Genomic DNA, 25,733 nt, shown 5'->3' with positions numbered 1-25,733 from the left:
AACCGCGATTTCAGCTTGGCCAGCCGTTTTCTTATCCGGTGACGTACTGTCGGGTATGAAGCGACGAACCCTCCTGAGCTCGCTCGCAGGTATCGGCGCGGTCGGTGTCGCCGGCTGTATCGACGACACCGGCGCCGGCGCCCCCGGCACCGGCGACCCGACGACCGACGAGCCTGGCACGACACCCGGCGACGACGACGGCACCGACACGCCGGACGGGACCGACGACGATGACGACGACGACGGCACGTTCAACCCCGACGAGCAGACCGAGGCCGCCCGCTTCGAGATCGGCTCGCCCGAGGGCGTCGCCTTCGCGAACAACAACAAGCCCGTCCCCGTCCACGTCCGCAACGACGCCGACGAGGAGCGCGACTTCGCGCTGCGCGTGACCCGGCCGACCCCCGGGCCGACCGACGACCTGCAGGTGCGCGACCTCGGCACGACGACGCTCCCGGCCGGCGACTACGCCACGGTCGTGTTCTACGTCCCTGCAGAGTACACCCTCGTCGTCGAGGGAGACGGCCGCACCCTCACCGAGCACCGGCTCGACCACGGCGACTTCGAGTGCAACAGCGGCTTCACGTCCATCACGGTCGCCGCGGACTGGTCGGTCGAGACCGGCGGCATCACCACGTTGATGGCCTGCCCCGACCCGGCAGCCCGGACCATCGGTATCGGCCAGGGCGAGGGGCAGTGCGCCGAGGGCCAGGACCACACAGCGACCGTCACCTACGGCGACGAAGAGGTGACCGTCGAGGGCACGTTCATCACGCCCACGCCCTGCTACTCGGTCGACGTGGCCGAGTCGGGCTACGACAGCGAGTCCGGCGTGTTCGAACTCGTCCTCGAGGCGATGGAGACCGACGCCGACGCCTGTGTCGAGTGCGTCGGGCAGGTCGACTACGAGGCCACCGTCGGCTTCGAGGCCGACTTCCCCGCGCACGTCTCCGTCCTCCACCGGACGAACCAGGGCGACGTCGACGTCGCCCGTGCGACGTGGAACGCGGACTTCCAGCTCGGCGGCGACTGATTACAGCGCGCTGCCGGGGTGGTACTCCCCGAACTCGTCGCGCAGCACGTCGCAGATCTCGCCGACGGTCGCGTACGCCTTCACGCAGTCGACGATGTACGGCATGAGGTTGTCGTCGCTCTGTGCGGCGGCCCGCAGCGCGTCGAGCGTCGCCGCGACGTCCTCGTCGTCGCGCTCCGCTTTCACCGACGCGAGGCGTTCCTTCTGGCGGCGCTCGTCCTCCTCGGTCACCTCCTCTAAGTCCATCTCGGGCTCCTCGTCGACCTGGTACTCGTTGACGCCGACGATGACGCGCTCGCCGTCCTCGATCTCCTCCTGGCGGTCGAAGGCGGTGTCCTGTATCTGCCGCTGGACCCACTGGCTCTGGACGGCCTCGAGCATCCCGCCCTTCTCATCGATGGTCTCGATGAGGTCCATCGCCTCCGCCTCCAGCTCGTCGGTGAGGTTCTCGACGTAGTAGCTGCCCGCGAGCGGGTCGACGGTGTCGGCCGCGCCGGACTCGTGGGCGAGTATCTGCTGGGTGCGCAGCGCGGTCCGCACGGACTCCTCGGTCGGCAGCGCGAGCGCCTCGTCCTTCCCGTTGGTGTGCAGGCTCTGCGTACCGCCGAGGACGGCGGCGAGCGCCTGATAGGCGACCCGGACGATGTTGTTCTCTATCTGCTGGGCCGTGAGGGTCGAGCCGGCGGTCTGGGTGTGGAACTTTAGCTGCTTCGACTTCGGGTTCTCGGGGTCGAAGCGCTCCTCCATCAGCTTCGCCCAGAGCCGGCGGGCGGCGCGGAACTTCGCGACCTCCTCCAGGATGTTGTTGTAGGAGGCGAAGAAGAAGGAGAGCTGTGGCGCGAACTCGTCCACGTCCAGCCCGGCGTCGAGCGCCGTCTCAACGTACTCGATGCCGTCGGCGAGGGTGAACGCGATCTCCTGTGCCGCCGTCGAGCCGGCCTCGCGGATGTGGTAGCCGGAGATGGAGATGGTGTTGAACTTCGGCGTCTCGTCGGCGCAGAACTCGAAGATGTCCGTGATGATGCGCATCGACGGCTCCGGCGGGTAGATGTACGTGTTCCGGGCGATGTACTCCTTCAGCACGTCGTTCTGGATGGTGCCCCGGAGCTCCTCGCGGTCGACGCCCTGCCGGTCGCCGACGGCGATGTACATCGCGAGCAGGACGCTGGCAGGCGCGTTGATGGTCATCGACGTGGAGACCTCGTCGAGTGGGATGCCGTCGAACACCGTCTCCATGTCGGCGAGCGTGTCGATGGCGACGCCCGACTTGCCGACCTCGCCGGCGGCCATCGCGGCGTCGGAGGCGTAGCCCATCTGCGTCGGCAGGTCGAACGCCATCGAGAGCCCGGTCTGGCCCTGGTCGAGCAGGTAGTGGAACCGCTCGTTGGTCTCCTCGGGCGTTCCCATCCCGGCGTACTGGCGCATCGTCCACAGCCGACCCCGGTAGCCCGTGGAGTAGACCCCGCGGGTGTACGGCTCCTGCCCGGGGAAGCCGAGGTCGTCCTCGTAGTCCAGGTCGCCCACGTCGTCGGGCGTGTACAGCCGGTCGACCTCGTGGCCCCCCGTGTCTGTCGTGAACGTCTCCTTGCGTTCGCCGAACCGGTCGACGACCGGCTCGACCTCGTCCGCCTCCCACTCCGACTTCGCAGAGCGGATGGCGTCGAGGTCGTCTTCGTCGAACATTACTCGAAGCCACGACGGCCTCCGCATTAACCTTTGACGAACCGACGGGAACGGGCGAGCGGTGTGTTTTATGTGTGTTCCTCGATAGTTCGGAACGATGCGACGACGTGCCCTCCTCACGACTGTCGCAGCCGGGTCGCTCGCCGGCTGTCTCGGCGCGGCAGAGGTAGCCGAACCCCAGCCCTGCTCGCCCGGTGACCACTCGCTCGGTTCGCTGCCCGACGCCGCCACGACGGACGACCCGCCGGACACCGTTCGGGTGCGCGCGGCCGTGGCGGGTGCTGACTACCGCCTGACGCTGACCGACGGCACCGGCTGGGGACTGCTCTCCCCGAACTCGGAGCACGGGTTCGACGGGGTCGAGCGTGGCGACTGCGTCGCGGCGACCAGCTACCTCGACGACGGTATGACCAGACTCTACGGCGTCCCGACGCTGACGCTCCCGGCGGATGAGACGGTCGAGATCGTCGACGAGGACCCCGCTGGCGACCCGCCGACGGTGCCCTCGCCCCCGGACGCCACCTTCGAGGTACGCTCCGATGGGAGCGAGGCCGTCGTCCTCCAGAACGCTGGCCCGGAGTCGATCACTGCCGAACGGCTGCAGGTCCGGAACGTGACCACCGACGGCGAACTGCTCGACACCGCGCGCTGGTCGGGGTTGACGGAGAAGGCGCCCGACGACCCCGTGACCGTCGGCGACTCGCTCCGGTTCGAGTGGCCCGGCGACGGCGTGCTGTGCTGGCGCGGCGCGGCCGGCTGGTCGGAGCCGCTCACCGACTCGTGGAGCATCGAGTAGCCCCCCGCGACGGTCGGCTCAGATCGCGTCGTCCGGGTCGTGCTGGGCCTGCATCCGCGAGGCCTCCGTCGCGAACCACTCGCGCTCCTCGTCGTCCGCGACGCGCCCGAGGTTCGAGACCGGGACCTCCAGGGCCGCGAGCGTCTCGCGCTGGTCACCGGTGAAGCTCGTCAATGCGCGCTCCTTCCGGTGGTACCACTCGCCGTCCGGCGTCGCGTACGTGAGGATGACGATGTTCAACTCGTCGTCCGAGTAGGTGCGCTCGACGAGCCAGACCCGTCGCGTCTCCACCGTCCCGGTACCCGTGTCCATACGGCACCTACGCCGCCGCGGCGTGTGAGTCTACCGCCGACCGCGGCACTTTTGCTCGTCCGGACCCGACCGTCGGCCATGGACGGCACCGACGACCGTGCGGCGAACGAGGCGCCGGTCGACCCGGACGGCCCCCCGATCCCGGACGACGACGACGAGGTGTCGCGCAAGCAGGCCGCGCTGTTCATCTTGCCGTTCCTCGCGCTCGGGCTCGCGGACGTGGTGCTCCTGCTCGGCTGGGGGCTCGACCCGCTCTGGGGCTTCATGATCCTCCCGCCCATCCTCTTCATCAGCTTCCTCGGCTGGATCGCGTTCAAGTACGGCTTCGTCAGCGACCGCACCGACGACGAGGACGCGGTCGCGAAGTGACCCGTTCGGTCGCCACACGGCACTCGAAACCGGCGCGAGATCGGGCATAAGCGCTTTGTTCGGCCCCCCTGATACTCCGCCTGTAATGTCAACCAGGGACGATGGTGAGGTGCGGAGCGGTGTCGCCCCGGACGAGGTGTTCTGCACCAGTTGTGGCGTCGTCATCAAGGAACACGCGGAGATCTGCCCGGAGTGCGGCGTCCGACAGATAGAGGCCGCACCACCTGTCGACAACCGTGGACACGGCGGCGGTAACCTGCCGGACGCCCGCACGTACGAGCTCCGGAAGATCGCCCGGAAGGACAAGGGTATCGTCGCCCTCGTGGGATTCTTCCTCTCCCCGGCCGGCTACCTGATGGTCGGGAAGACCGGGCTGGCCATCATCAACTTCCTGACGTTCAACTACTTCCTGTTCGGCATCATCATCGTCCCGATACACACGTCGAGCATCATCGGTAACGCCCGGAGTGAACTCCGCCGCCACGGGGAGACCTGGTGAGTCGATGGCCGAGCAGAGACAGAAGGCCGTCGACGAGATGTTCTGTCGCAACTGCGGCGTCCGCATCAAGAAGGCGGCCGAGTTCTGCCCGAACTGCGGCACCGCGAACGAGATGCCGACGGCGCCGCCGCGCCGGTCGCCGAACTCGACGGACAGGGGCACGACCAGCAGATCGTCCCCGGACGATACCACCCGGGTACGGCAGTCGGAACGGTCCGGCCAGTACCAGCCGTCCGTCTCCGAGAACTGGTGGTACGGGGTCGCCGGCGGCACCGCGCTGTGGGCGTTCCTGCTCGTGCTCGTCAGCGTGGCCCCGAACGGGGGCGGTGCCTTCGCCGGCTTCCTCGTGCTGCTCGCCTGGGTCGGGCTCCCCGTCGCGGCCTACTACGACATCAAGTACGTCCGTGCGACCAGCGACTGGCGGCCCAGTCAGGTCCTCTGGGTCGTCCTGCTCGCGGTCTGGATACTGAACGTCGTCGTCGGTGCGGCCTACCTCTACCAGCGCCACGAGAAGGTCGGCACGCCCTGAGACGGCCTACCGCCCCGTATCGTACTTGTACGTCGCCTTCTCCGGGTCGATACCGAAGTCCTCCGGCGTCTCCTCGGGCTCCGGGGTCTCCTCCTCGCCGGCGTCCTTGAACCGCTCGCGGAACCGGCGGGGCATCGTGAACTCGGCGACCCGGAGCCGCATCGGGCGAGCACCGGGCGTCGTCGACTCTCGCTTCTCCGACAGCCGGTCCTGCAGCACGCCCGGCAGGTCGTCGACCTCGATGGCCTCGAAGCCGAACTGCGCGAGGTAGCCACCCTCGTCGGTGAGCGCGTACACCTGCTCGAAGCCGGCGTCGCCCGCGTACTCGACCAGCCGCTCGATGACGTGCGCGCCGACGCCCTGGCCCTGCCAGCCCTCCAGCACGCCGATGCTGGTCAGCTCGCAGACGTCGTCCTCGTCGGGGTCGCGGCGACCGCTCTGTGTACGCTCGCCTTCGCCCGCGGTGTGGACGCGGATGCGCCCGAAGCCGGCCTTCGAGCCGGCCTCCTCGTCGATGGCCACGACGTAATCGCGCGACCGGAACGCCGTGTCGTCCAGTCCCATGGCCTCGATGTGGTCCAGCAACCACACTTCCTCCCTGTTTTTCGCGTCCCGGACGTACATGACCCAAGATAGCAGGCCGAACACAATATGAGTTGTCCCCATCCCGTCTGCCGGTCGTGGCGGCGCCCCGTCTCCGGTCACCCGCCCCGCGGCGTCCACAGGCCGTAGAGGATAGCCGCCATCCCGGCGAGTTCGCTCACCTGTCCGACGCTGTTGACGACGGGGATCGGCAGGTCGAGCACCAGGTAGAGCACGACCGTCACGAGCGCCGGCACGCCGACCACGAGGACGAACCCGGCGGCCACGAACAGCATCGCACGGCTCCCGTTGCGGCGATAGCCGCGGTAGGCGATGTAGCTGATCGCCAGCCCGAGCGCCACGGTGAGGATCTCGCTGAGCTGCCGGGCGAGACTGAGCGTTTCGAGATCGAACGACTGGAGTGGGAGTTCGAGCATCATCACATGTCCTCTACGAGTCGCGTGAACCGGTCGGCCATCCGTTCGCGGCGCGAGACGGTGACCTCGAAGCCGTCCTCGGTGAGGTCGAGTGCCACGCCGTCGAGCTGTGCGCGGTAGACGCTGTAGTTCTTCCCGTCGGTGACCACCTGCACCTCCTCGGCGACCAGGTCGGCCTCGCGGAGCCGGTCGAGCCGCCGGTAGACGGTCGGTTCCGACGTGCCGGTCCGCTCGCTGAGTTCGGCCGCCGAGCGAGCCTGGCCCCTGGTCTCCACGAGTATCTGCCGGGCGGTGTCGTCCGCGAGCAGGTCCGTGAGGGCGGCGATGTCTGGCGGGTCGGACACGACGGGTTGGTCATCTCCGCAGTGCCCAATAACTGTTCGGCCGTCCTCCACGTTTCCCCTGGCTTCAGCCGCTGAAGCCAGCCGGGTGGGACGATGTCCACCCCCTGCGTCTGTCCGGACACGGATGGAGACGGAACCACCACTCGCGACGCGAATCGGACGGATACTCGTCGGTGGCCTCGCCGTGCTGGTGACGGCCCCGACGGGCGTCGGCCCCGCCCTCGGCGGCTGGCTCGCCGGTCGCGGGACGACCGACCCGCTGCGCGGTGGACTCGCCAGCGGCGTCGCCGGCCTCCTCGGCGCGCTCCCGTGGGCTGCCCTCGTCTACCTCGCCAGCGCCGGCGCGTTCGCGCCCGTCGGCTACCACGAGAACGGCGTCCACGTCGGCATCAACACCGCGGCACCCGAGCTGTTGACGCTCTGGCAGGAGCTCGCCGTCACGGGCCTCGTCGCCGGGACGTTCGTCGGGGTCGCGGTGCTGGGCGGCATCGTCGCCGGGCTCTCCACCACGATTCTGGGGGAGCTGCGGGCGGACGTGTCGAGGGTGGGCTGAACGGTCGACTGCGTCACCCCGTCGACCCTCTCCGACGACGGAAGGCCCTTGACGCCCCGCCCCGCAGTCGGAGCCATGGGACTGTTCGACCGCGTCCGTGGCATCTTCGGCGACGACGACCCCGAGCCACAGCCCGCGACCGGGCACGACGACGCCGAGGCCGCACCGGAGCCGACGACCGACCCCGAGGGCCGCGGCCGCGGCGGCGTCAACGAGGCAGCCGAGGGCGAGAAGAGCGGCAGCCACGGCAGCCACTGGGACACCGTGACCACGGGCCAGATGGACGTCATCACGATGGTCCGCGGCGCGGTCGAGTCCGGGATGCCGACCGAGTGGAGCGCGGACGACGGCGAGCGCGTCGTCGGCTACCGCGCCGGTGCCGGACCCGTCTCGACGCTCGTCGTCACCAGCGCCGGCGGCGAGCTCTGGACCGCCTACCCCGTCGCCGAGGGCGTCACCCACGAGCTGACCGTCGAGTCCGTCGTCCCGTGGGCCAACGGCGCGGAGGCACAGGTGACGGGTACCCTCGGCGACGCCACCGTCTCGCTGTTCGCCACCAACTACGTCACCATCGACGAGGCCGTCGAGGGCACCCGCCAGGTCGAGCTCGCCGCGCTCTGCTACGACCTCAACCCGGCCGACGACGAGACGCTCACCGTCGACGACGAGCACGAGTTCTCCACCGCCGGGATGGCCGGTTTCGTCCCGTTCGACGGCGGCGACGTCGACGACTACGTGTTCCAGACCCGCATCGAGTCCGTGACGGAGTCCGAGTTCGGCGACACCACCGTCTACCGCTGCCGCGTCCCCCTGTTCCGGGACGCCCACGGCGAGGACTACGAGATATCGCTCTACGCCGCCGAGCACGTCTGCGACGGCTACGTCCCCGAAGCCGGCGACGACGTGGAGGGCGTGTTCTGGCTGCAGGGCTGGCTGTCCTGACCTCCCGAAGTTCACGGATATTGTAACCCTCCTGCGCGCATCGACGACCGACCAGCCGGCTGACGCGCGGCTTGCGAGCGTGTCGAGCGCCAGCGAGACCGCGAGCCGCACTCGTGCGAGGGATGAGCACCGCACCGCCAGCGAGGAGCGGTCACGAGACGCTCGCGTCTCGTGAGCACACCAGAAATCTTCGATTTCTGGGGACGCAGGAGGCTGGGGAGGCGTGAGGTGCGGTGCGGTGGGACTGAAAGGGGCGAGGGTCTCGGCGAACCCGGCCGACGTGAGGACCGCAGCGGAGCGAGGACCGCAGCGAGGCCCGGGAGCCGAGACCCTCGGGGCTTTCTGGCTGTCAGTGACACCAGCGAGTCCCCCGACAGCCCTAGCAACCACCAGTCACGAACGATACGAATTCAGACTCCGACACGCTAAAGCGCGTCCCCAGAAATGCTCGCGTATGCAGTATCACGAGGCCGCGAGCCTGCTGTTCGACCTCCGTCGCTACGGCGCGAAGCCGGGGACGGAGTCGACGGCGGACCTCCTCGCGACCGTGGGCGACCCCCACGAGGACCTGGCGTGTGTCCAGGTCGCGGGGTCGAACGGCAAGGGCAGCACCACGCGGATGGTCGAGTCGGTCCTGCGCGAGGCCGGACTCACCGTCGGGCTGTACACGTCGCCGCACCTCGAGGACGTGCGCGAGCGGATCCGCGTCGACGGGCGGAAGGTCCCCCGCTCCGAGCTGTGCGAGTTCGTCGAGGCCATCCAGCCGCACGTGGTGGAGCGGGCGGCAGACGGGGAGTCGCCGACGTTCTTCGAGGCGATGACGGCGCTGGCGCTGTGGCACTTCGACCGCGAGGACGTCGACGTCGCCGTGCTGGAGGTCGGCATCGGCGGGAGACTGGACGCCACGAGCGTGGTGGAGCCGGTGGCGAGTGCGGTGACGACCGTCTCGCTGGAGCACACCCAGCTGCTGGGCGACACGGTCGAGGAGATCGCCACGGACAAGGCCCACGTCGCGCCGGCGGGCCGGCCCCTCGTCACGGGCACGACGGGCGACGCGCTGGCGGCGGTCCGCGAGCAGGCGGGCGACGTGCTCACCGTGGGCGACGACGACGCGGACGTGCGGACGAGCTACGGCGGCCGGGAGAACCACGTGGAGGCGGCGGTGTCGGTCGCGGGCGAGGACACGGACGGCACGGAGTGGCGGGTCGACACCCGGATTCCGACGCTGGGCGCGCATCAGGCGACGAACGCGGGCATCGCCTGCGCGCTGTCCCGGCAGGCCGGCGACGAGCTGGGCGCGGCGGTGACCGAGGCGACGCTCGCCCGCGGGCTCCGGAACGCGCACTGGCCGGGGCGGTTCGAGGTGCTCGACGACGCGCCGCTGACGGTCCTCGACGGCGCGCACAACCCGGCGGCCTGCGAGCGCGCCGGCGAGACGCTCGCGGAGTTCGACTACGGCGAGCTGCACGTCGTCTTCGGCGCGATGCACGACAAGGCCCATCGCGAGATGGCGGCGGGGCTCCCCGAGATCGACGCCGTCTACACCTGCGAGCCGGACCTCCAGCGCGCCGAGGACGACGCGGTGCTCGCGCGGGTGTTCGAGGATGCAGGCGTCGCGGCCCCGCAGCCGTGTGGCGCGGTGGATTCGGCGCTCGACCGGGCGCTCGACGCGGCCGGCCCTGAGGACTGCGTGCTCGTGACGGGGTCGCTGTTCACCGTCGCCGAGGGCCGCACGCGCTGGACCCGGGTGCAGGTGCCCACGCGGGTCGAGGACGTCGACGACGCGAGCGAGGTGCTGACGGACGCGGCCGTCACCGACGACGAGATCGCGGCGCTGCGCGCCGACGGCGTCCACCGCGTGCTCCGCACCCGGCTGCAGGGCCGGCAGGCGACGAAGATCCGCGACTCGCTGCTGACCCACGGCGGCGAGTGCGCGGTCTCCGGGCTGGAGACCGAGGGCGAGCGCCTCGACGTGGTGCTGATGGGCACCCTCGCGGAGTTCGCGGCGCTGGCGGACGACATCGAAGACGGTCCCGACGGGCTGGCGCAGTTCGCCCGGGAGCTCCGCGAGACGCTCGACCTCGACAGCGGCACCGGCTCCGACGGAGCCGTCGACTACCCCTGGACCGACGGCACCGCCGTCATGGGCATCCTGAACGTCACCCCCGACTCGTTCCACGACGGTGGCGAGTACGACGCCGTCGAGGACGCGCTCGAACGGGTCCGCGAGATGGTCGACGCTGGCGTCGACATCGTGGACATCGGCGGCGAATCGACACGGCCGGGCGCCGACGCCGTCTCCGTCGAGCAAGAGCGCGACCGCGTCGTCCCCGTCGTCGAGGCGGTCCGCGACGCGGGCATCGAGGTGCCCATCTCGGTGGACACCCGCCGCGCCGAGGTCGCCCGTGCCGCGCTCGACGCGGGCGCCGACATCTGCAACGACGTCTCCGGACTCGGCGACCCCGAGATGCGCTTCGTCGCCGCCGAGTACGACGCGCCGCTGGTCGTGATGCACAGCATCGACACCCCCGTCGACCCCGAGAACGACATCGCCTACGACGACGTGGTGAACGACGTGCTCGACCAGCTCCGCGAGCGCGTCCTGCTGGCCGAGAAGGCCGGCCTCGACCGCGAGCAGATCGTCGTCGACCCCGGGCTGGGCTTCGGGAAGACCGCCGCCGAGTCGTTCGAGCTGCTCGACAGGGTCGACGAGTTCGACGCACTCGGCTGTCCCATCCTCGTCGGTCACTCCCACAAGTCGATGTTCGGGGCCATCGGCCGCGCGGACGGCGAGCGGCTCCCGGCGACGGTCGCCGGGACGGCCATCGCCGCCGACCGCGGGGCCGACGTCATCCGGGTCCACGACGTGCGCGAGAACGTCGACGCGGTCCGGGTCGCCGAGGGTGTACAGGACCCGGAGACGCTGGACGGGTAGCGGGCCGACGCCCGACGGGTCGGCGGGTCGGCGGGTCAGTCGGCCGGCGCGGCGGTCTCGTTCTCCGCGAAGATGATCGGCCGCGAGAGCGCCGCCCCCACCGTCGCCACGATCTCGACGCGCACCTCGTTCGCGAGCAGCGAGAGCGCCCGGTCCTCGTCGAACTCGTCGGTCATCGAGCGACCCCTGTCATCGTCCCCTCTTGCCCGCGTGGCACCCTCAATCTTCGGTCAGAACAGTCCGACGGACTCCATCTCCTCGCGGTAGCATTCGAGATAGCGCTCCAGCACCTCCCGTCGGTCGAACTCGGCGAACCGGTCGTCCACGGTCAGCCGCTCCATGCTCGCGGCCTCGCTGATGGCGTCGGCGAGCTCCTGCTCGCTCGTGGTGCGGAATCCGCGGTCGAACTCGGCGTCCCGCCGGACGAGCAGCTCGTGGGCCGACGAGTCGGCGTGGTACTCCACGATGCCGATGCAGCCACAGGCGAGCGCCCACAGCAGTTCGGTCGCGAACAGGCACTCCTTGGCGGTCTGGGCGAAGACGTGTGCACCCCTGTACACCGCGATGCGCTGCTCGCGGTCGCACTCGCCCAGCCACGTGATGCGGTCGTCGATGCGCAGGTCCCGCGCCTGCTGCTCGTACGCCGCCCGCTCCGGCCCGTCGCCGATGACCACCGCCGACCAGTCCACCTGCCGGAGCTCGGCGAGCCCCAGGAGCAGGGATTCGAGGTTCGCACCCTCGTCCAGCCGGCGGGCGTACACGACGTCGGCGACCTGCCGTGGCTCCACCGACTCCAGCAGGTCGAAGTCGATGCCGTTCGGGATGACCTCGACAGCGTCCTCGCTCGCGCCGTGCTCCCGGGCGTGCGTCTGGACCATCTCCGAGGGCGTGACCACCCGGTCCGACTTCTTCAGCGCCTTCCGGTGGGCCCGCCCGTACTCCGCCACGTCGCCGTACCAGTCCGTCACGAGCGGTGCCCGGGCGACGCGGGCCGCCTTCTTCGCTGCCGACACCTGCTTCGGTGGCCGGCCGGCGGCGTGAACCACCTCCGCGCCGAACTTCCGGACCGCCATCGGGAGCGCGTAGCGGAACTTCCGCTCCGACTCTATGTCGTCGACGAGTCCCCGGTAGATGACGTCCTCGTGCTCCCACTCGGGGATGTCCCCGGTCCACCACTTCGCACAGAACACGCAGACGTCGTGCCCGCGGGCCGCGAGGTCCTCCGCGATGCCCTTGAGCCGTCGATTCGCCTCGCTGTCGACGTGGAGTGCCGTCTCCAGCGCGACGAACGCGACACGCATCGTCTATGCGAAGTAGGCTCCCGGTTCGGTAATAAAGACCCCGGCTCTCCGCCGGTGTGTGGCCACACTCGAGAGTCGGGTCACTCCTCGCAGCTGGTGTCGGCAGAACTCCAGAGCTGCGGTTCGCTCTCGGGGCGCTGGTACAGTAGGTACCGGAGACACCCGGACCCCGACTCCGGCCCGAATCGGTCGGCGCTCACGTGGTACTCGCCGACGACGACGTGGAGCCCGGTGATCGTCGCGAAGTCGCCGGTGTCAGCCTCGACGACCGTCGTCTCGTCCACCGGAATCGTCTCGACCGCGAGTTCGCGGAGTCCGTCGGTCGTCCCGAGCAGCACGTGGTACGCACGTTCCGTCTTGGTGCCGTTGGAGAGCTCGACCGTCACCCGTTCGACCGAGCCCGACTCTCCCAACGCCGAACAGCCGGCGAGGAGCGGGACGGCAGCGGTGCATGCGACCAGAAGGCTGCGGCGGGAGGGCGGCATCGTTCTCGTATTCCCCGCGGTTCGGTACAGGCGTTTCGGTTCGGAAGTAACGAACAGATGTGACCGTAGCCAGCGACGAGAACAGCCAGAGACCCCCGGCTGACCAGCACTCCGATACCGCCACCGCCCACACGGCCAAGACACCCCGCGCCGGCAGGCGCGTGGGTGTCGAGGGGGAGGGCTGGTGCGGTGCGGGGTGGGACTGAAAGGGGCGGCGGGCTACGCGAACCCCGGCGACGCAAGGACCGCAGGTACGAGGACCGCAGCGAGCCGCGGGAGCGTAGCCCGCCGGGGCTTTCTGGCTGTTCCCGTCACCAGCGGTTCCCACGTTTCCTCCTCACCCTACCCCCACGACGAGGCCAACCAAGCCAGACAGAAACCGCACGAACGTTGAGGGCAATTTCTATGACCCGTCCCCGAAAAACACACGGACGACATGGAATCCCTGGAGGACGTATCCGAGGTGGCGTTCGAGCCGTCACAGGAGTTCGTGGAGTCGACGAACGTCTGGCAGTTCATGCAGGCGCACGACATCGCGGACTACGACGAACTCATCGAGCGAACCACGACGGAGGTCGCGGGCGTCGACGAGTCGGGCGTCGACTGGTTCTGGGACGAGCTCGTGGACTACCTGGGCATCGAGTTCTACGAGGACTACGACGCGGTCCGGGACGACAGCGAGGGCCCGCAGTTCACGGACTGGTACCCCGGCGGCGAGATAAACCTCGCGCACAACGTGGTGGACCGCCACGCGGCCGCGGACAACGAGACACGCAACAAGGTCGCGACGATCTGGGAGGGCGAGGACGGCGAGGTGCGCGAGGTCACGTACCACGAGCTGCACCGCCAGTCCAACCAGGTGGCGAACTACCTCGAATCGGTGGGCATCGAGACGGGCGACACGGTCGGGCTGTACATGCCGATGGTGCCCGAGGTCGTCTCCATCCTCTACGGCTGTTTCAAGGTCGGTGCCATCGCGGTGCCCATCTTCTCGGGCTTCGGCGTCGACGCGACGGCGACCCGCATCTCCGACTCGGAGTGCTCGGTCCTCTTCACGGGCGACGGCTTCTACCGCCGCGGCGGCGAGGTCCGGCTGAAGGGCGCGGCCGACGACGCCATCGACGAGGCGGGCCACGTCGAGCACACCGTCGTCTACGAGCGCCTCGGCCTCGTCAGCAGCGAGGAGGAGTCCGTCGAGTGGAAGCGCCGCGACGACACCTGGGCGGAGGCCATCGAGCCCCAGTCCGACGAGTACGACTCGAAGTCCCTCGACTCCAGCCAGGAGTCGATGCTGCTCTACTCCTCGGGGACGACGGGCAAGCCGAAGGGGATCGTCCACACCCACGCCGGCGTCCAGCTGCAGTGCGCGAAGGAGCTCTACTTCGGCTTCGACCTCAAGCCCTCGGACCGGTTCTTCTGGGTGTCCGACATCGGCTGGATGATGGGGCCGTGGACGCTCATCGGCAACCACACGTTCGGCAACACCATCTTCATGTACGAGGGCGCGCCGGACCACCCCGAGCCGGACCGCTTCTGGGAGATGATCGACCGCCACTCGCTCACCCAGTTCGGCATCTCGCCGACGGCCATCCGCGCGCTACGCAAGCACGGCGACGAGTGGGTCGCAAAGCACGACCTCTCCAGCCTGCGCCTGCTCGGCTCGACCGGCGAGCCGTGGGACCCCGAGTCCTGGCAGTGGTTCCTCGAGACGGTCGGCGGCGGGGAGGCACCCATCATCAACATCTCCGGGGGCACCGAGATCTGCGGCTGCTTCCTCATGCCGATGCCCATCAACTCCCTCAAGCCCTGTACGCTGGGCGGGCCGGGCCTGGGCATGGACATCGACATCGTGGACTCCAGCGGCGAGTCCATCAGGGACACCCACGAGCGCGGCTTCCTCGTCGCGCGTGACTCCTGCCCGAGCATGACCAAGAGCCTCTGGTCGGGCGACGAGCGCTACCTCGAGGAGTACTGGTCGTCGTTCCAGGACCCGCCGATGTGGGACCACGGCGACTGGGCCCAGATGGACGAGGACGGCTTCTGGTTCCTCCACGGCCGCGCGGACGACGCGCTCAACGTGGCGGGCCGGAAGGTCGGCCCCGCCGAGGTCGAGGGCGCGCTGATGGACCACCAGGCGGTGAACCAGGCCGCCGCCGTCGGCGCCCCCGACGACACCACCGGCACCGCCGTCGTCACGTACGTCATCCTCGAGGAGGGCTACGACGAGACCGACGAGCTGCGCGAGGAACTCCGCGCGCAGGTCGGCGAGGAGCTCGGCAAGCCGTTCCGGCCGCGCGAGATCCTGTTCGTCGACGAGTTCCCGAAGACCCAGTCCGGGAAGATCATCCGCCGGGCCATCGAGGCGACCTACCAGGGCGAGGAGCTCGGCGACATGAGCAGCATCGAGAACCCCGAGGCGCTGGAGCGGCTGGAGGACGCGCGGTAGCGGGGTCGGCGACCATCCGGAGTCCCCGCGACACGTTCGTTTTTCTCGACCGACGACGTATCATAGGACGTGACTGAGACACCTACCCCAACCGGCCCGGTCCGCACCGCCCTCACCGCCGTCGGGCTGACCGTGCTCGCCATCGTCGTCTCGACGCTCGTCGGCGTCGTCTTCCTCGTGCCGTCGCTCGCGCTCGGCCTCGACGTGGCGACGACGCTCGGACTCCTCCTGCTCACCGCGGCCGGGCAGCTCGGCTTCCTCCTGTTCGGGTTCGTCTACGCCCGACGTCGCGGACTCAGGATTCCGGTCCGCGCCCCGACCGCCCGCGAGGCCGGCTTCGCGCTGGCGGGCACGCTCTTCGCGCTCGTGCTCGCGACCGCGCTGTCGGTCCTGCTCGCCGCGCTCGACCTCGTTCCGGGCTCGGTCATCGAGGAGAGCGGGAGCATCGATCCGAACTTCTTCCTCGGCGTCGCGATCCTGTCGGTGCTCATCGTCGCACCGGCCGAGGAGTACCTGTTCCGGGGCGTGATACAGGGCCGGCTCCGCGAGACGTTCGGGCCGGTCGGGGCGGTCGTCGGCTCCAGTCTCCTGTTCGGGTCGGTCCACCTCACGAACTACACCGGTTCGGTCCCGCAGGTCGTCGCCGGTGCGCTGCTCATCGCCGGAACCGGGGCCGTCCTCGGCGCGCTGTACGAGTGGACCGACAACCTCACCGTTCCCATCGTCACCCACGCGGTCTACAACGTCGTCCTCGCCGGGACGGCCTACCTGACCACGACCGCCGCGTAGCTCAGTCGCCGTCGCGCCGTCGACGCCTGCCGAGCAGGTAGCCCAGCGCGAGCCCGAGGCCGGCTCCGACCGCGAGTTTGCGGCGGTCGTCGAACCGCACGAACCGCGTCCCCTCGTCGGTCACCTCGACCACGCCGACGGGACTGGCCGAGACGCCGCCACCCCCGCCGCTCCCGCTGCCCTCGCCAGCGTCGTCGTCCGCACCCTCCTCGGCCGGGTGCACCGCGCTCCCGGTCCCGCTTCCCGCACCGAAGCCGTAGGCGACCTTCGCGACCGGGATGACCGTCCGGCCGTGGGCCTCGACCGGCTCGCCGTACACAGCGTCGACGGCGGCCGACTCGGTCACCCGGTCCAGCAGCCCCGTGATGATGCCGCCGGCCGACCGCAGCGTCTCGGGGTCCGTGCCAGCGTCGGTCGATGCCTCGCTCTCCGCGGAGTGCTCGCTCATACCTGTATAGACGACGTTCAGCCCGATAAGCTCCGGTCCAAGCTGTTGGGGGCCCAATGCCCTGCGCTACTGCGACGCCGCGACGCGCTCGAAGAACCCCGACGAGACGTCGACACTCGCTCCGTCCGCGACCCCCACGGCGTCCTCGTCGCCGCCGTCGAGTCGGATCGAGGCACCCGCGACCAGCGGCCCGATGACCCCCGCCGCGAGCACCGCCGGCGAGCCGACCTGCCCCCGGACGACCACCGTGTCCTCGGCAGTCAGCCCCAGCTCCTCGACGGCCCACTGCGCTCCCGCAATCAGGTCCGCGTGGGTGTACTGCCGGTCGCCGTCGTCGAGGATCGGGTCCGACGGCGAGGCCGGCTCGGGCGGCATCGTCGGGTTCTCGCTCCAGACCCCGCCCTCCCAGTAGTCGTGCGCCGGGTCCTCGGGGTCCGCGCCGTAGCCCACCGTCGCGGTCCCGGGCGCGATGTCGTACTCCCCGAGCCGGCCCGTCGGCGCGACGAACGCCCGCGCCGCGACCTCCCGCGGCGGGTCGAACGTCGTCACCGCCCCGAGCAGCGACGCCCCGAGGAACGTCAGCACCGGCTGGGCACGCGGCGACGGCACGATCGCGACCTCGGCTCCCGTCCGCACGCCGCGCTTGTGCAGGAGGTTGCCCGTCTTCCACGCCGTCGTCAGGAAGCGCCGGTAGTCGTACCGCTGGGTCGTCGGCCCCTCCGCGAACAGCGCGGGCGCGTCGCTCCGTCGGTCCCGTGCCAGCACGTCTGCGAGCGTCTCCATGCGTCGACGTTGGGTGCAGGTCGGGAAAAGTGCGCGGAGTTCCGGATGTCGGTCACGCGGTCATCGGACCAACCGGGTGGCGCGCGGCTGGCGAGCGTGTCGAACGAAGTGAGACCGTGAGCTATCCGCGCGAGGGACGAGAAGCGCAGCGCCAGCGAGCATCGCAGGAGGCTGGGGAGGTGTGAGGTGCGGTGCGGTGTCTGTCGGGTGGGACTGAAAGGGGCGAGTCGCTGGAGGAAAGCGGACGACGCAAGGACCGGAGCGGAGCGAGGACCGGTCACGAGACGCGGAGCGTCTCGTGAGCACACCGGAAATCTCCGATTTCCGGGGACGCAGCGAGTCCCCCGACTCCAGCGACTCGGGGCTTTCTGGCTGTTCTCGGTTCAGACGTTTCCCACGACAGGCGGGGGTTTCTGGCTGTTCTCGACTCCAGCGAGTCTTCCGACGAAGGCGACTCTCCACTCAGCAACTCATCCAGCAGGAGAACACATTCACGAACAGGTTTTCAGAAGAAGCTCTCGATCTTCTCGAAGAACCCCTTCTTGACCTCGATGTCCTCGCCGCCGGCCTCGGCGAACGCCTCCAGCGCCTCCCGCTGCTCCTCGTTCAGGTCCGACGGGGTGACGACGTGGGCCTGGACGAACAGGTCGCCGTGGCCGCGCCGGCGCAGGTGGGGCATGCCCTTGCCTCGCAGGCGGAAGGTCTCGCCGCTCTGTGTGCCCTCCGGGATCTCGAGTTCGACGCGGCCGCCGAGGGTCTCGATCTCGACGGTGTCGCCGAAGACGGCCTGCGGGAAGGAGACCGGAAGCCGGAAGTAGAGGTCGTCGCCCTCGCGCTCGAACTCCTCGTGGTCGGCGACGCTGACCTCGATGATGAGGTCGCCACGCGGCGCGCCGGGGTCTCCGACGGCACCCTCGCCGCCCATGCGGATGGTCTGGCCGTTCTGGACGCCCGGCGGGATCTCGACCGAGAGGGTGGCCTCCTCCGCGACGACACCGTCGCCGCCGCAGTCGGCGCACTGCTCGTCGTACAGCTCGCCTGCACCCTCGCAGCGACGGCAGGTCTGTGTCTGCTGGACGCGCCCGAGCGGGGTCTGCTGGACGCGGGTGACCCGGCCCTGGCCGTTGCACTCGGGGCAGGTCTCGACGTCGGCGTCGGGCGGGTGCCCCTCGCCCTCGCAGGTGTCGCAGTGGGCGGGCCGGGAGATGGTCACCTGCTTCTCGACGCCCTCGTACACGTCCTCCAGCTCGAGGGTGATCTGCGTGCGGAGGTCGCGACCCGGCTGTGGGCCGCGGTCGCGCGAGCCCTGGCCCTGCCCGCCGCCGAAGAACTGCTCGAAGATGTCGTTGATGCCGCCCATGCCGCCCTGGCCGCCGAAGGGGTCTCCACCGCGACCGCCGCCGAAGCCACCGGCACCGCCGCCTGCACCCTGGTCGAAGCCGCCGCGCTTCTCGGCCTGCTCGAAGCGGTCGTGGCCGAGGCGGTCGTACGCCTGGCGCTTCTGGTCGTCGGTGAGGACCTCCTTCGCCTTCTTCACCTGCTTGAACTTCTCCTCTGCGTCCTCCGCGTCGGACACGTCCGGGTGATACTCGGCGGCCTTCTTCCGGTAGGCCTGCTTGATCTCGTCCTCGGACGCGTCCCTGCCGACACCGAGAACGTCGTAGAAGTCCTCACTCATTGGTTATCACACTGTAGCGGATTGGACCACTTGAAAAGAACGGGTTCGGCTGGCGAGCGTGACCCGCGTGACGACGGGGCTGCCGTCGCCGGGTTCGACTCCCTACTCCTCGTCGTCTTCGGCCGGCTCGTCCTCGACGTCGTCTACGTCCTCGAAGTCGGCGTCGACGAACTCCTCGCCGTCCTCGGCCGCGTCACCGCCGGGTGCCGCACCGCCGGCCGCGCCGCCCGGCCCTGCGCCGGCCGCGCCTGCGCCGCCGTTGGCCGCCGCCGCACCCTCGTACATCTGCTTGCCGATCTCCTGGAGCTCCTTCGAGAGGGACTCCGCAGCGGCCTGGATCTCGTCCTTGCTCGCGTCGTCGTCGGAGATGACCGCCTCGACCTCGTCCATCTCGGCCTCGATGGCCTCGCGGAGGTCGTCGTCGACGGCATCTTCGTTCTCCTCGAGCAGCGTCTCGGCGCGCTGGAGCGTCGCCTCGGCGTTGTTCTTCGCCTCGATGCGCTCGCGGCGCTTGCGGTCCTCCTCGGCGTGCTCCTCGGCGTCCTTCTGCATCTGGTCGATCTCCGCGTCCGAGAGCCCGGCGCCACCCTCGATGGTGATGTCCTCGCGGTTGCCCGAGCCCTTGTCCTCGGCGGAGACGTTGACGATGCCGTTCTCGTCGATGCTGAACGTGACCTCGATCTGCGGCGTTCCGGCCGGCGCCGGCGGGATGCCGGTCAGGTGGAACTCACCGAGCAGCTCGTTGGCCTCGGCCATCTCGCGCTCACCCTGGAACACGCGGACCTGCACCGAGGTCTGGTTGTCCGCGGCCGTGGTGAAGATCTTCGACTCCTCGGTCGGGATGGTCGTGTTCTTCTCGATGAGCCGCTCGAACAGGCCACCCTTGACCTCGATACCGAGCGACAGCGGCGTCACGTCGAGCAGGACGATGTCGTCGACCTCGCCGCCGAGCACGCCACCCTGGATGGCCGCGCCCAGTGCGACGGCCTCGTCGGGGTTGACGTTCTTCTTGGGCTCCTGATCGATGAGCTCGGAGACCTTCTCCTTGACCTGGGGCATCCGCGTGGAGCCACCGACGAGCAGCACCTCGTCGATGTCGTCCTTGTCGTAGCTCGCGTCCTCGAGGGCCTGCTCGGTCGGCTCGACCGTGCGGTCGATGAGGTCGCTGGTGAGGTTCTCGAACTTCGCACGCGTCACCGACTTCTCCAGGTGGATGGGGCCGTCGTCGGTCGCCGTGATGAAGGGGAGGTTGATCTCCGTCTCCTTCCGGCTGGAGAGCTCGATCTTCGCCTCCTCGGCGGCGTCCTTGAGACGCTGGAGCGCCTGACGGTCCTCGCGCAGGTCGATGCCGTGGTCGTTCTCGAACTCGTCGGCGAGCCAGTCGATGATGGCCTCGTCCCAGTCGTCGCCACCGAGGTCGTTGTCACCGTTCGTGGCGACGACCTCGTAGACGCCGCCACCCAGGTCGAGGATGGAGACGTCGAACGTGCCGCCACCGAGGTCGTACACGAGGACGGTCTGGTCGGAGTCGTCGTCGAGCCCGTACGCCATCGCGGCGGCGGTCGGCTCGTTGATGATGCGCTCGACCTCGAAGCCGGCGATCTCGCCCGCGTCCTTGGTCGCCTGGCGCTGGCGGTCGCTGAAGTAGGCGGGCACCGTGATGACGGCCTTCTCGACCTCCTCGCCGAGGTACTCCTCGGCGTCGCGCTTGAGCTTCTGGAGGATCATCGCCGAGATCTCCTCGGGCGTGTAGTCCTCGCCGTCGATCTCGACCGTGTAGTCGTCCTCGCCCATGTGGCGCTTGATGGAGGCGATGGTGCGCTCGGGGTTCTGGATGGCCTGGTTCTTCGCCGGTTTGCCGACGAGTCGTTCGCCGTCGTCGGTGAACGCGACGACGGAGGGCGTCGTCCGGTTCCCCTCGCTGTTGACGATTATCTCCGGGTCACCACCTTCCATCACCGCGAACGCGGAGTTGGTCGTCCCAAGGTCGATTCCGATTATCTTGTTGCTCGCCATGTTGTGGTCTACTAACTCGCTTGAGGTTTTAAAACTTGCTTTACTCGACTATCCAACGAATTAAAGCCGTTACTCGCCGACATACCGCCAGCAGAGCTAATTTTCGCGTTCGTGGAGATTGGCTTTACGCTTGCGGCCACTGACCGCCGTCAGTGTCGGTTGTCACCGGCGGCGGCTTCCTCTCCCTCCGCGGCGTCTTCCTCCTCGACGGGGCCATCCTCGGTGGCCGCCGTCTCCACCGGGTCGTCCGCCCCGTCGTCCGCGGCCGCCTCGGCGTCGTCCGTCTCGACCTCCCCGCCGAGGGCGACCGCCTCCTCCTCGGGCTCGTGGTCGGCACCGTTGCTCACCGTCACCTGGGCGGTCTGGATGACCTTCTCGGCCATCTCGTAGCCCGGCCGGTAGACGTCGACGATGTCTCCCTCGGGGAGTTCGCTGTCGACCCGGACCATCACCTCGTGGCGCTGCGGGTCGACGTCGTCGCCCTCCTCCGGGACGATCTCCTCGACGTTCTCGTCCGCCAGCACGCGGTCGAAGTCGCGTAGCGTCGCCTCGACGCCGTCACGGATGTCCGCGTCCTCGTCCTGCTCCAGCGCGCGGGTGAGGTTGTCCCGGACCGGGAGGAGTCGCTCGACGAGGTCCTCCGTCGCACGGTCGCGGATCTGGTCCTGCTTCTTCTTCGCGCGCTCCTTGTAGTTCTTGAAGTCCGCCTGCTTGCGGACGAGGCGCTGTTTCAGGTCCTCGCGCTCCTCCTCGAGGTCGGCGCGCTCCTCTTCCAGCTCGCCGACACGACGCCGCAGGTCCTCCGCGTCGTCCTTCAGCTCGAACGCGCGCTCGACGAGTGCCGCGACCTCTGCGCCGAGCTCCTCGTCGTGCTGGCTCGCGCGCTCGACGAGGTCCTCGCCGACAGGCGAGCCGACCGACCCGGCCTCCGCGTCAGCCGCCGTGGCCTCCGGGGCCTCGTCCGTCACCGACCCCGCCCCGCCGGACGCCGCGTGCGCGTCCGCCGACGCAGACTCGTCCGCGGACGGTTCGGCGTCGGACTCCGCCGCCGACTCGTCGGGCTGGTCCTCGTCGACCGCCGCGTCGTCGGTGGATTCCTCGGCGTCCTCCGGGGACGACTCCGGTGGCTCGTCTGCGGCTGCAGACCCCTGCTCCGGGGTCGGCTGCTCCGTATCCTCGTCTTCGTCCATGTGCGAAACAAAACCCGTGGGTGAACAAAAGGGTTCAGGTACGCGGCGAAGGTGGCACCACGACAGTCCAGGGCCCAGGGTGGCTCCCGGAACACGTAACTCGGACGGGTGGTAACCACCAGCCCGTGACGGTCTCGCTCCGCTACGAGGACGGCACGCTCCGTGTCGACGGCGACGCACTCGACGGGATACCCGGTGTCGAGTACGACGCCAGGAGCGACACCGGCCGTGCGCCGGCCCACCGCTACGCGGCGCTCCGCGAGTGGCTCCGCCGCCACGACCGCGCCATCGACGATCGCGTGCTCGACCTCAACTCGGTCCCCGACCTCCACTCGAACTACGACCTCCGCGAGTACCAGCAGGACGCGCTCGACGCCTGGAGCGACGGCGGCGGAGCGGACGGCGCGGACGAACCGGCCCCGCTCCCGAACCGCGGCTGCATCGAGCTCCCGACGGGCAGCGGCAAGACGGTCGTCGCCGTCGCCGCCATCGAGCAGCTCCGGACGCCGACGCTCGTCGTCGTCCCGACGCTCGACCTCGTGCACCAGTGGCGGACCGAGCTCGAACGCGAGTTCGACGTGCCCGTCGGCCAGTTCGGCGGCGGCGAGCAGCGCGAAGAGCTGCTGACGGTCTCCACCTACGACTCGGCGTACCTCAAGGCCGAGGACGTCGGCGACCGCTTCGGGCTGGTCGTCTTCGACGAGGTCCACCACCTCGGCGGGGAGGGCTACCGCGACATCGCTCGCCTGCTCGCAGCCCCCGCAAGGATGGGCCTCACCGCGACGTTCGAACGCCCCGACGACGCCCACGAGATCGTCGCGGAGCTCGTCGGGCCGCTCGTCTACCGGCTCTCCGCCGACGACCTCGCCGGCGACCACCTCGCCAGCTACGACGTGAAGCGGCTGACCGTCGAGCTCACCTCGGACGAACGCGAGCGCTACGAGCAACACCAGTCCACGTTCACCGACTACCTCGCCCGCAGCAACATCCGCTTCACCAGCGGGAGCGACTACCAGGAGCTCGTCAAGCGCTCCGGCACGGACCCCGAGGCACGCGAGGCGCTGCTCGCGAAACAGCGCGCGCGCCGCATCATGATGGGCAGCCAGGCGAAGGTCGACGCCCTCGCCGACATCCTCGACGACCACCGCGGCGACCGCGTCATCGTCTTCACCGCCCACAACGAGCTCGCGTACGACATCTCCGAGCGGTTCCTCGTCCCGACCATCACGCACGAGACCGGCACCAGCGAGCGGCGGGAGGTGCTCGAGCGGTTCCGCGACGGCACCTACTCCCGGGTCGTCACCTCGAACGTCCTCGACGAGGGCGTCGACGTGCCGGACGCGAACGTCGCCGTCATCCTCTCCGGCAGCGGGAGCGAACGAGAGTTCACCCAGCGGCTCGGGCGTGTCCTGCGACCGAAAGCCGACGGCGGGCGGGCGCTGCTCTACGAACTCGTCAGCGCCGAGACCGCCGAGGAGCGCGTCGCGAGCCGCCGTCGAGGCTAGCCGACGCGCCGGAATCGCGCCACTCGAAGGAGATGGAGCCGACCCGGTCGAACGTGTACTCGAACCGGCCCGTCTCGCCGGCGGCGAGCCGGACCCGTCGCGCCCGTTCCACTCGCTCGCCGTCCCGCGTCCAGACCGCCACGAGCGTCAGGTCCACCATCGACTCGCGGTTGTTGGCCACGACCGCCGTCACGAGGAACTCGTCGTCGGTCTCGTCGGTCTCCAGTCCGACGGAGAGCCCCCTTCCGAGGTTCGTCGTCGACGTCGCGGTCGTTGGTTCCGAACCGTCCGTCGTCGGCGCCGGTGGCTCGGTCTGGGGCGGTCGCTGGTCCGCGCCGGGCTGGTCGCCGGGGCGGCGGCTGCAGCCCGCGAGCAGCGCGGCCCCGGTGACGAGGCTCCGACAGAGGACACGACGTCGCATCGACCGCGGCTTCGATGGGTCGGTACGAAACCTTTGTGACTCGAGCCGGTGGGGTGCGCTTTTCACCGCCTGCCTCCCATGTACAGACGATGCTGACGAAGGACCTGCTCCGGGTGTCCCGCGCCGGCGGAGGGTACCACCCGCAGTTCGCCGGGCCGGAGCACGAGGCGCTCGCCGCACGGACGCTCGGCGTGTTTCAGGGCCACGTCGGCGAGCGGTGGGGCGACCTGCAGGATGCCCTTGCCGAGCTGGAGGCCGACGCCCCCGACTTCAAGCTCGTGCGGGGGTTCGCGAAGCTCCTCGAACGCGAGACGACGCTGGAGACCCGTGCGCCGGTCGAGCCCGAGCGGGCAAGACGGGCCGCGTTCGCGGCCGCCGAGACGGTCGGCGTCGTCACCACCGCGGAGCGACAGGAGGCGCTCGGGAGGGCTGCCGCCGACCGCGGCGTCACCCCCGACGAGCTCGCCGCGTCGCTGTACGCCGACCGCGAGGACCGGCAGGTGCTCGCGAGCGTCGACGCGCCGTGGTCGCCAGCGGAACTCGTCGCGCAGTACAACCTCTCGCTGGCGCAGACGGCGCTGTTCGACGCGACCGAGGTCCGCGTGCGCTCGTCCGACCCGAAGGCGCTCGTCTCGGCGGTCAAGCGCCTCCGGCTCATGTACGAGATCCACCGGACCGGCGACGGGCGCGAGGTCGTCGTCACCGGCCCCGACGCGCTCTTTCGCCGGTCGAGACGATACGGCACCCGGTTCGCCCGGCTGCTCCGGACCGTCGTGAAGACCGACGACTGGCGACTGTCGGCGACCATCGACGACCGCGGCACCGAGCGCGAGCTGGTGCTCACCGACGACGACCCCGTCCGCGTGCCAGGAACCGGGCCCATCGCCGAGGTCGAGTTCGACAGCGAGGTGGAGCGCGACGTGGCGACGCGCTTCGCGTCGCTCGGGCTGGACTGGGACATCGTCCGCGAGCCCGAGCCGCTCGCGACCGGCAGCCGGGTGATGATCCCGGACTTCGCGTTCGACTGGCTCCCCGGCGACGACGAGTTCCGCGTCTACTTCGAGGTGATGGGCTTCTGGACGCCCGAGTACGTCGCGAAGAAGCTCGCACAGCTCGACGACCTCGAGGACGTGGAGATGCTCGTCGCCGTCGACGAATCGCTCGGCGTTGGCGAGGAGATCGCCGCGATGGACCACCGGGTCGTCACCTACTCGGGGAGCATCCGCGTGAAGGACGTGCGCGACGCGCTCCGGGAGTACGAGGACGATCTGGTGGCGACGGCGGCTGCGGACCTGGCCGACGAGCTGGTGCCGGACGACGACGTGGTGACACTGTCGGCACTCGCCGACCGCCACGGCGTCAGCGAGAGCGCGGTCGAGGGGAAGTCCTTCCCCGAGCACGAGCGAGTCGGACGGACGCTCGTGCGCCCCGCGGTGCTCGACGCGGTGGGCGAGCGCGTCGAGGCCGGGATGGCGCTCGACGAGGCGGCGGCGGTGCTCGACGAGTTCGGGCTGGACGACGCGAGCGCGACGCTCTCGCGGCTGGGCTACCGGGTCGAGTGGGCCGGGCTCGGTGGGGGGACGGTGCGCGAGACCGACGCGGCGGAGTGAGCCGACGACGGTGCGGACGGAGCCGTCGCTGGCATGGGTGGCGAGCA

The 25,733-nt window shown here is 69.7% G+C and carries 26 protein-coding genes; 12 read left to right on the top strand and 14 right to left on the bottom strand.

Annotation, left to right across the window (positions count from 1 at the left end; all coding sequences use genetic code 11):
* Window positions 1-55: 55 nt before the first annotated feature.
* Window positions 56-1,033: a hypothetical protein gene (locus tag ACSG06_RS13885; RefSeq protein WP_440990878.1), complete on the top strand. Its 978-nt coding sequence runs from the start codon at window positions 56-58 to the stop codon at window positions 1,031-1,033.
* Here ACSG06_RS13885 and ACSG06_RS13880 read toward each other — a convergent pair whose 3' ends face one another.
* Complete coding sequence (locus ACSG06_RS13880; protein ID WP_440990877.1) at window positions 1,034-2,716, bottom strand: acyl-CoA mutase large subunit family protein; 1,683 nt, start codon at window positions 2,714-2,716, stop codon at window positions 1,034-1,036. It abuts the gene before it with no gap.
* Between the two features lie 97 nt (window positions 2,717-2,813).
* Between ACSG06_RS13880 and ACSG06_RS13875 the strand changes: the two genes are divergently transcribed.
* Window positions 2,814-3,512 (top strand): hypothetical protein, encoded by a 699-nt coding sequence (locus ACSG06_RS13875; RefSeq protein WP_440990876.1) that lies wholly within the window; start codon window positions 2,814-2,816, stop codon window positions 3,510-3,512.
* 18 nt (window positions 3,513-3,530) lie between these two features.
* On the opposite strand, the gene ACSG06_RS13870 is transcribed toward ACSG06_RS13875, so the two are convergent.
* Window positions 3,531-3,824 (bottom strand): DUF7967 family protein, encoded by a 294-nt coding sequence (locus ACSG06_RS13870; protein WP_440990875.1) that lies wholly within the window; start codon window positions 3,822-3,824, stop codon window positions 3,531-3,533.
* Window positions 3,825-3,902: 78 nt separating this feature from the next.
* Here ACSG06_RS13870 and ACSG06_RS13865 point away from each other — a divergent pair, with 78 nt between their 5' ends.
* The 3 genes from ACSG06_RS13865 to ACSG06_RS13855 all read left to right on the top strand — a co-directional run bounded on the left by ACSG06_RS13865 (window position 3,903) and on the right by ACSG06_RS13855 (window position 5,221).
* Window positions 3,903-4,193, top strand: coding sequence for a DUF8142 family protein (locus ACSG06_RS13865; protein ID WP_440990874.1), 291 nt, complete (start codon window positions 3,903-3,905; stop codon window positions 4,191-4,193).
* A gap of 85 nt (window positions 4,194-4,278) precedes the next feature.
* Window positions 4,279-4,692, top strand: a complete 414-nt coding sequence (locus tag ACSG06_RS13860) for a hypothetical protein (RefSeq protein ID WP_440990873.1) — start codon at window positions 4,279-4,281, stop codon at window positions 4,690-4,692.
* 4 nt (window positions 4,693-4,696) lie between these two features.
* On the top strand, window positions 4,697-5,221 hold the full coding sequence (locus ACSG06_RS13855) for a zinc ribbon domain-containing protein (protein ID WP_440990872.1): 525 nt from the start codon (window positions 4,697-4,699) through the stop codon (window positions 5,219-5,221).
* Window positions 5,222-5,227: 6 nt separating this feature from the next.
* Here the strand turns inward: ACSG06_RS13855 and ACSG06_RS13850 are convergent, their stop codons facing one another.
* From ACSG06_RS13850 to ACSG06_RS13840, 3 genes are all read right to left on the bottom strand, one after another.
* Window positions 5,228-5,845: a GNAT family N-acetyltransferase gene (locus tag ACSG06_RS13850; protein WP_440990871.1), complete on the bottom strand. Its 618-nt coding sequence runs from the start codon at window positions 5,843-5,845 to the stop codon at window positions 5,228-5,230.
* Between the two features lie 77 nt (window positions 5,846-5,922).
* A complete protein-coding gene (locus ACSG06_RS13845; RefSeq protein ID WP_440990870.1) occupies window positions 5,923-6,243 on the bottom strand; it encodes a DUF7521 family protein in 321 nt (106 codons plus the stop codon).
* The gene (locus tag ACSG06_RS13840) at window positions 6,243-6,584 is read right to left on the bottom strand and encodes an ArsR/SmtB family transcription factor (protein WP_440990869.1); all 342 of its coding nucleotides are present in this window, start codon (window positions 6,582-6,584) and stop codon (window positions 6,243-6,245) included. Before ACSG06_RS13840 ends, ACSG06_RS13845 begins: the two co-directional genes overlap by 1 nt.
* Window positions 6,585-6,708: 124 nt before the next feature.
* On the opposite strand from ACSG06_RS13840, the gene ACSG06_RS13835 reads away from it, so the two are divergent.
* The 3 genes from ACSG06_RS13835 to folP all read left to right on the top strand — a co-directional run bounded on the left by ACSG06_RS13835 (window position 6,709) and on the right by folP (window position 11,014).
* Window positions 6,709-7,137, top strand: a complete 429-nt coding sequence (locus tag ACSG06_RS13835) for a hypothetical protein (protein WP_440990868.1) — start codon at window positions 6,709-6,711, stop codon at window positions 7,135-7,137.
* Between the two features lie 75 nt (window positions 7,138-7,212).
* The gene (locus ACSG06_RS13830) at window positions 7,213-8,079 is read left to right on the top strand and encodes a hypothetical protein (protein WP_440990867.1); all 867 of its coding nucleotides are present in this window, start codon (window positions 7,213-7,215) and stop codon (window positions 8,077-8,079) included.
* A 454-nt stretch (window positions 8,080-8,533) separates the two neighbouring features.
* A complete protein-coding gene (folP, locus tag ACSG06_RS13825; RefSeq protein ID WP_440990866.1) occupies window positions 8,534-11,014 on the top strand; it encodes a dihydropteroate synthase in 2,481 nt (826 codons plus the stop codon).
* A gap of 35 nt (window positions 11,015-11,049) precedes the next feature.
* On the opposite strand, the gene ACSG06_RS13820 is transcribed toward folP, so the two are convergent.
* From ACSG06_RS13820 to ACSG06_RS13810, 3 genes are all read right to left on the bottom strand, one after another.
* Window positions 11,050-11,190 carry a hypothetical protein gene (locus ACSG06_RS13820; protein WP_440990865.1) on the bottom strand — a complete coding sequence of 47 codons (141 nt, stop codon included), beginning with the start codon at window positions 11,188-11,190 and terminating at the stop codon, window positions 11,050-11,052.
* Between the two features lie 54 nt (window positions 11,191-11,244).
* Entirely contained in the window at window positions 11,245-12,315 is a 1,071-nt protein-coding gene (locus tag ACSG06_RS13815) for a glycosyltransferase (RefSeq protein ID WP_440990864.1), read from the bottom strand.
* A gap of 80 nt (window positions 12,316-12,395) precedes the next feature.
* On the bottom strand, window positions 12,396-12,800 hold the full coding sequence (locus ACSG06_RS13810) for a hypothetical protein (protein WP_440990863.1): 405 nt from the start codon (window positions 12,798-12,800) through the stop codon (window positions 12,396-12,398).
* A 436-nt stretch (window positions 12,801-13,236) separates the two neighbouring features.
* On the opposite strand from ACSG06_RS13810, the gene ACSG06_RS13805 reads away from it, so the two are divergent.
* The gene (locus tag ACSG06_RS13805; RefSeq protein ID WP_440990862.1) at window positions 13,237-15,246 is read left to right on the top strand and encodes an AMP-binding protein; all 2,010 of its coding nucleotides are present in this window, start codon (window positions 13,237-13,239) and stop codon (window positions 15,244-15,246) included.
* Between the two features lie 69 nt (window positions 15,247-15,315).
* Complete coding sequence (locus ACSG06_RS13800; protein WP_440990861.1) at window positions 15,316-16,035, top strand: CPBP family intramembrane glutamic endopeptidase; 720 nt, start codon at window positions 15,316-15,318, stop codon at window positions 16,033-16,035.
* A 1-nt stretch (window position 16,036) separates the two neighbouring features.
* Here ACSG06_RS13800 and ACSG06_RS13795 read toward each other — a convergent pair whose 3' ends face one another.
* The 5 genes from ACSG06_RS13795 to ACSG06_RS13775 form a co-directional block, all read right to left on the bottom strand.
* Window positions 16,037-16,483, bottom strand: a complete 447-nt coding sequence (locus ACSG06_RS13795; RefSeq protein ID WP_440990860.1) for a GerW family sporulation protein — start codon at window positions 16,481-16,483, stop codon at window positions 16,037-16,039.
* A gap of 66 nt (window positions 16,484-16,549) precedes the next feature.
* Entirely contained in the window at window positions 16,550-17,266 is a 717-nt protein-coding gene (locus ACSG06_RS13790; protein ID WP_440990859.1) for an acetyl-CoA synthetase, read from the bottom strand.
* A 505-nt stretch (window positions 17,267-17,771) separates the two neighbouring features.
* A complete protein-coding gene (gene dnaJ / locus ACSG06_RS13785; RefSeq protein WP_440990858.1) occupies window positions 17,772-18,944 on the bottom strand; it encodes a molecular chaperone DnaJ in 1,173 nt (390 codons plus the stop codon).
* Between the two features lie 102 nt (window positions 18,945-19,046).
* Window positions 19,047-20,960: a molecular chaperone DnaK gene (gene dnaK, locus ACSG06_RS13780; RefSeq protein ID WP_440990857.1), complete on the bottom strand. Its 1,914-nt coding sequence runs from the start codon at window positions 20,958-20,960 to the stop codon at window positions 19,047-19,049.
* A 149-nt stretch (window positions 20,961-21,109) separates the two neighbouring features.
* The gene (locus ACSG06_RS13775; RefSeq protein WP_440990856.1) at window positions 21,110-22,150 is read right to left on the bottom strand and encodes a nucleotide exchange factor GrpE; all 1,041 of its coding nucleotides are present in this window, start codon (window positions 22,148-22,150) and stop codon (window positions 21,110-21,112) included.
* Between the two features lie 125 nt (window positions 22,151-22,275).
* Here ACSG06_RS13775 and ACSG06_RS13770 point away from each other — a divergent pair, with 125 nt between their 5' ends.
* Window positions 22,276-23,655, top strand: coding sequence for a DEAD/DEAH box helicase family protein (locus tag ACSG06_RS13770; protein WP_440990855.1), 1,380 nt, complete (start codon window positions 22,276-22,278; stop codon window positions 23,653-23,655).
* On the opposite strand, the gene ACSG06_RS13765 is transcribed toward ACSG06_RS13770, so the two are convergent.
* Window positions 23,606-24,076: a hypothetical protein gene (locus ACSG06_RS13765; RefSeq protein WP_440990854.1), complete on the bottom strand. Its 471-nt coding sequence runs from the start codon at window positions 24,074-24,076 to the stop codon at window positions 23,606-23,608. The two genes, ACSG06_RS13770 and ACSG06_RS13765, sit on opposite strands and share 50 nt — an antisense overlap.
* A gap of 89 nt (window positions 24,077-24,165) precedes the next feature.
* On the opposite strand from ACSG06_RS13765, the gene ACSG06_RS13760 reads away from it, so the two are divergent.
* On the top strand, window positions 24,166-25,686 hold the full coding sequence (locus tag ACSG06_RS13760) for a DUF790 family protein (protein WP_440990853.1): 1,521 nt from the start codon (window positions 24,166-24,168) through the stop codon (window positions 25,684-25,686).
* Window positions 25,687-25,733 lie beyond the last annotated feature (47 nt).

Origin of the sequence: Haloarchaeobius baliensis (assembly GCF_052060055.1) — an archaeon.
GTDB lineage: Archaea > Halobacteriota > Halobacteria > Halobacteriales > Natrialbaceae > Haloarchaeobius > Haloarchaeobius baliensis.
Note: the sequence above shows the minus strand (reverse complement) of the source record. Positions and strands in the feature narration are given on the sequence as shown.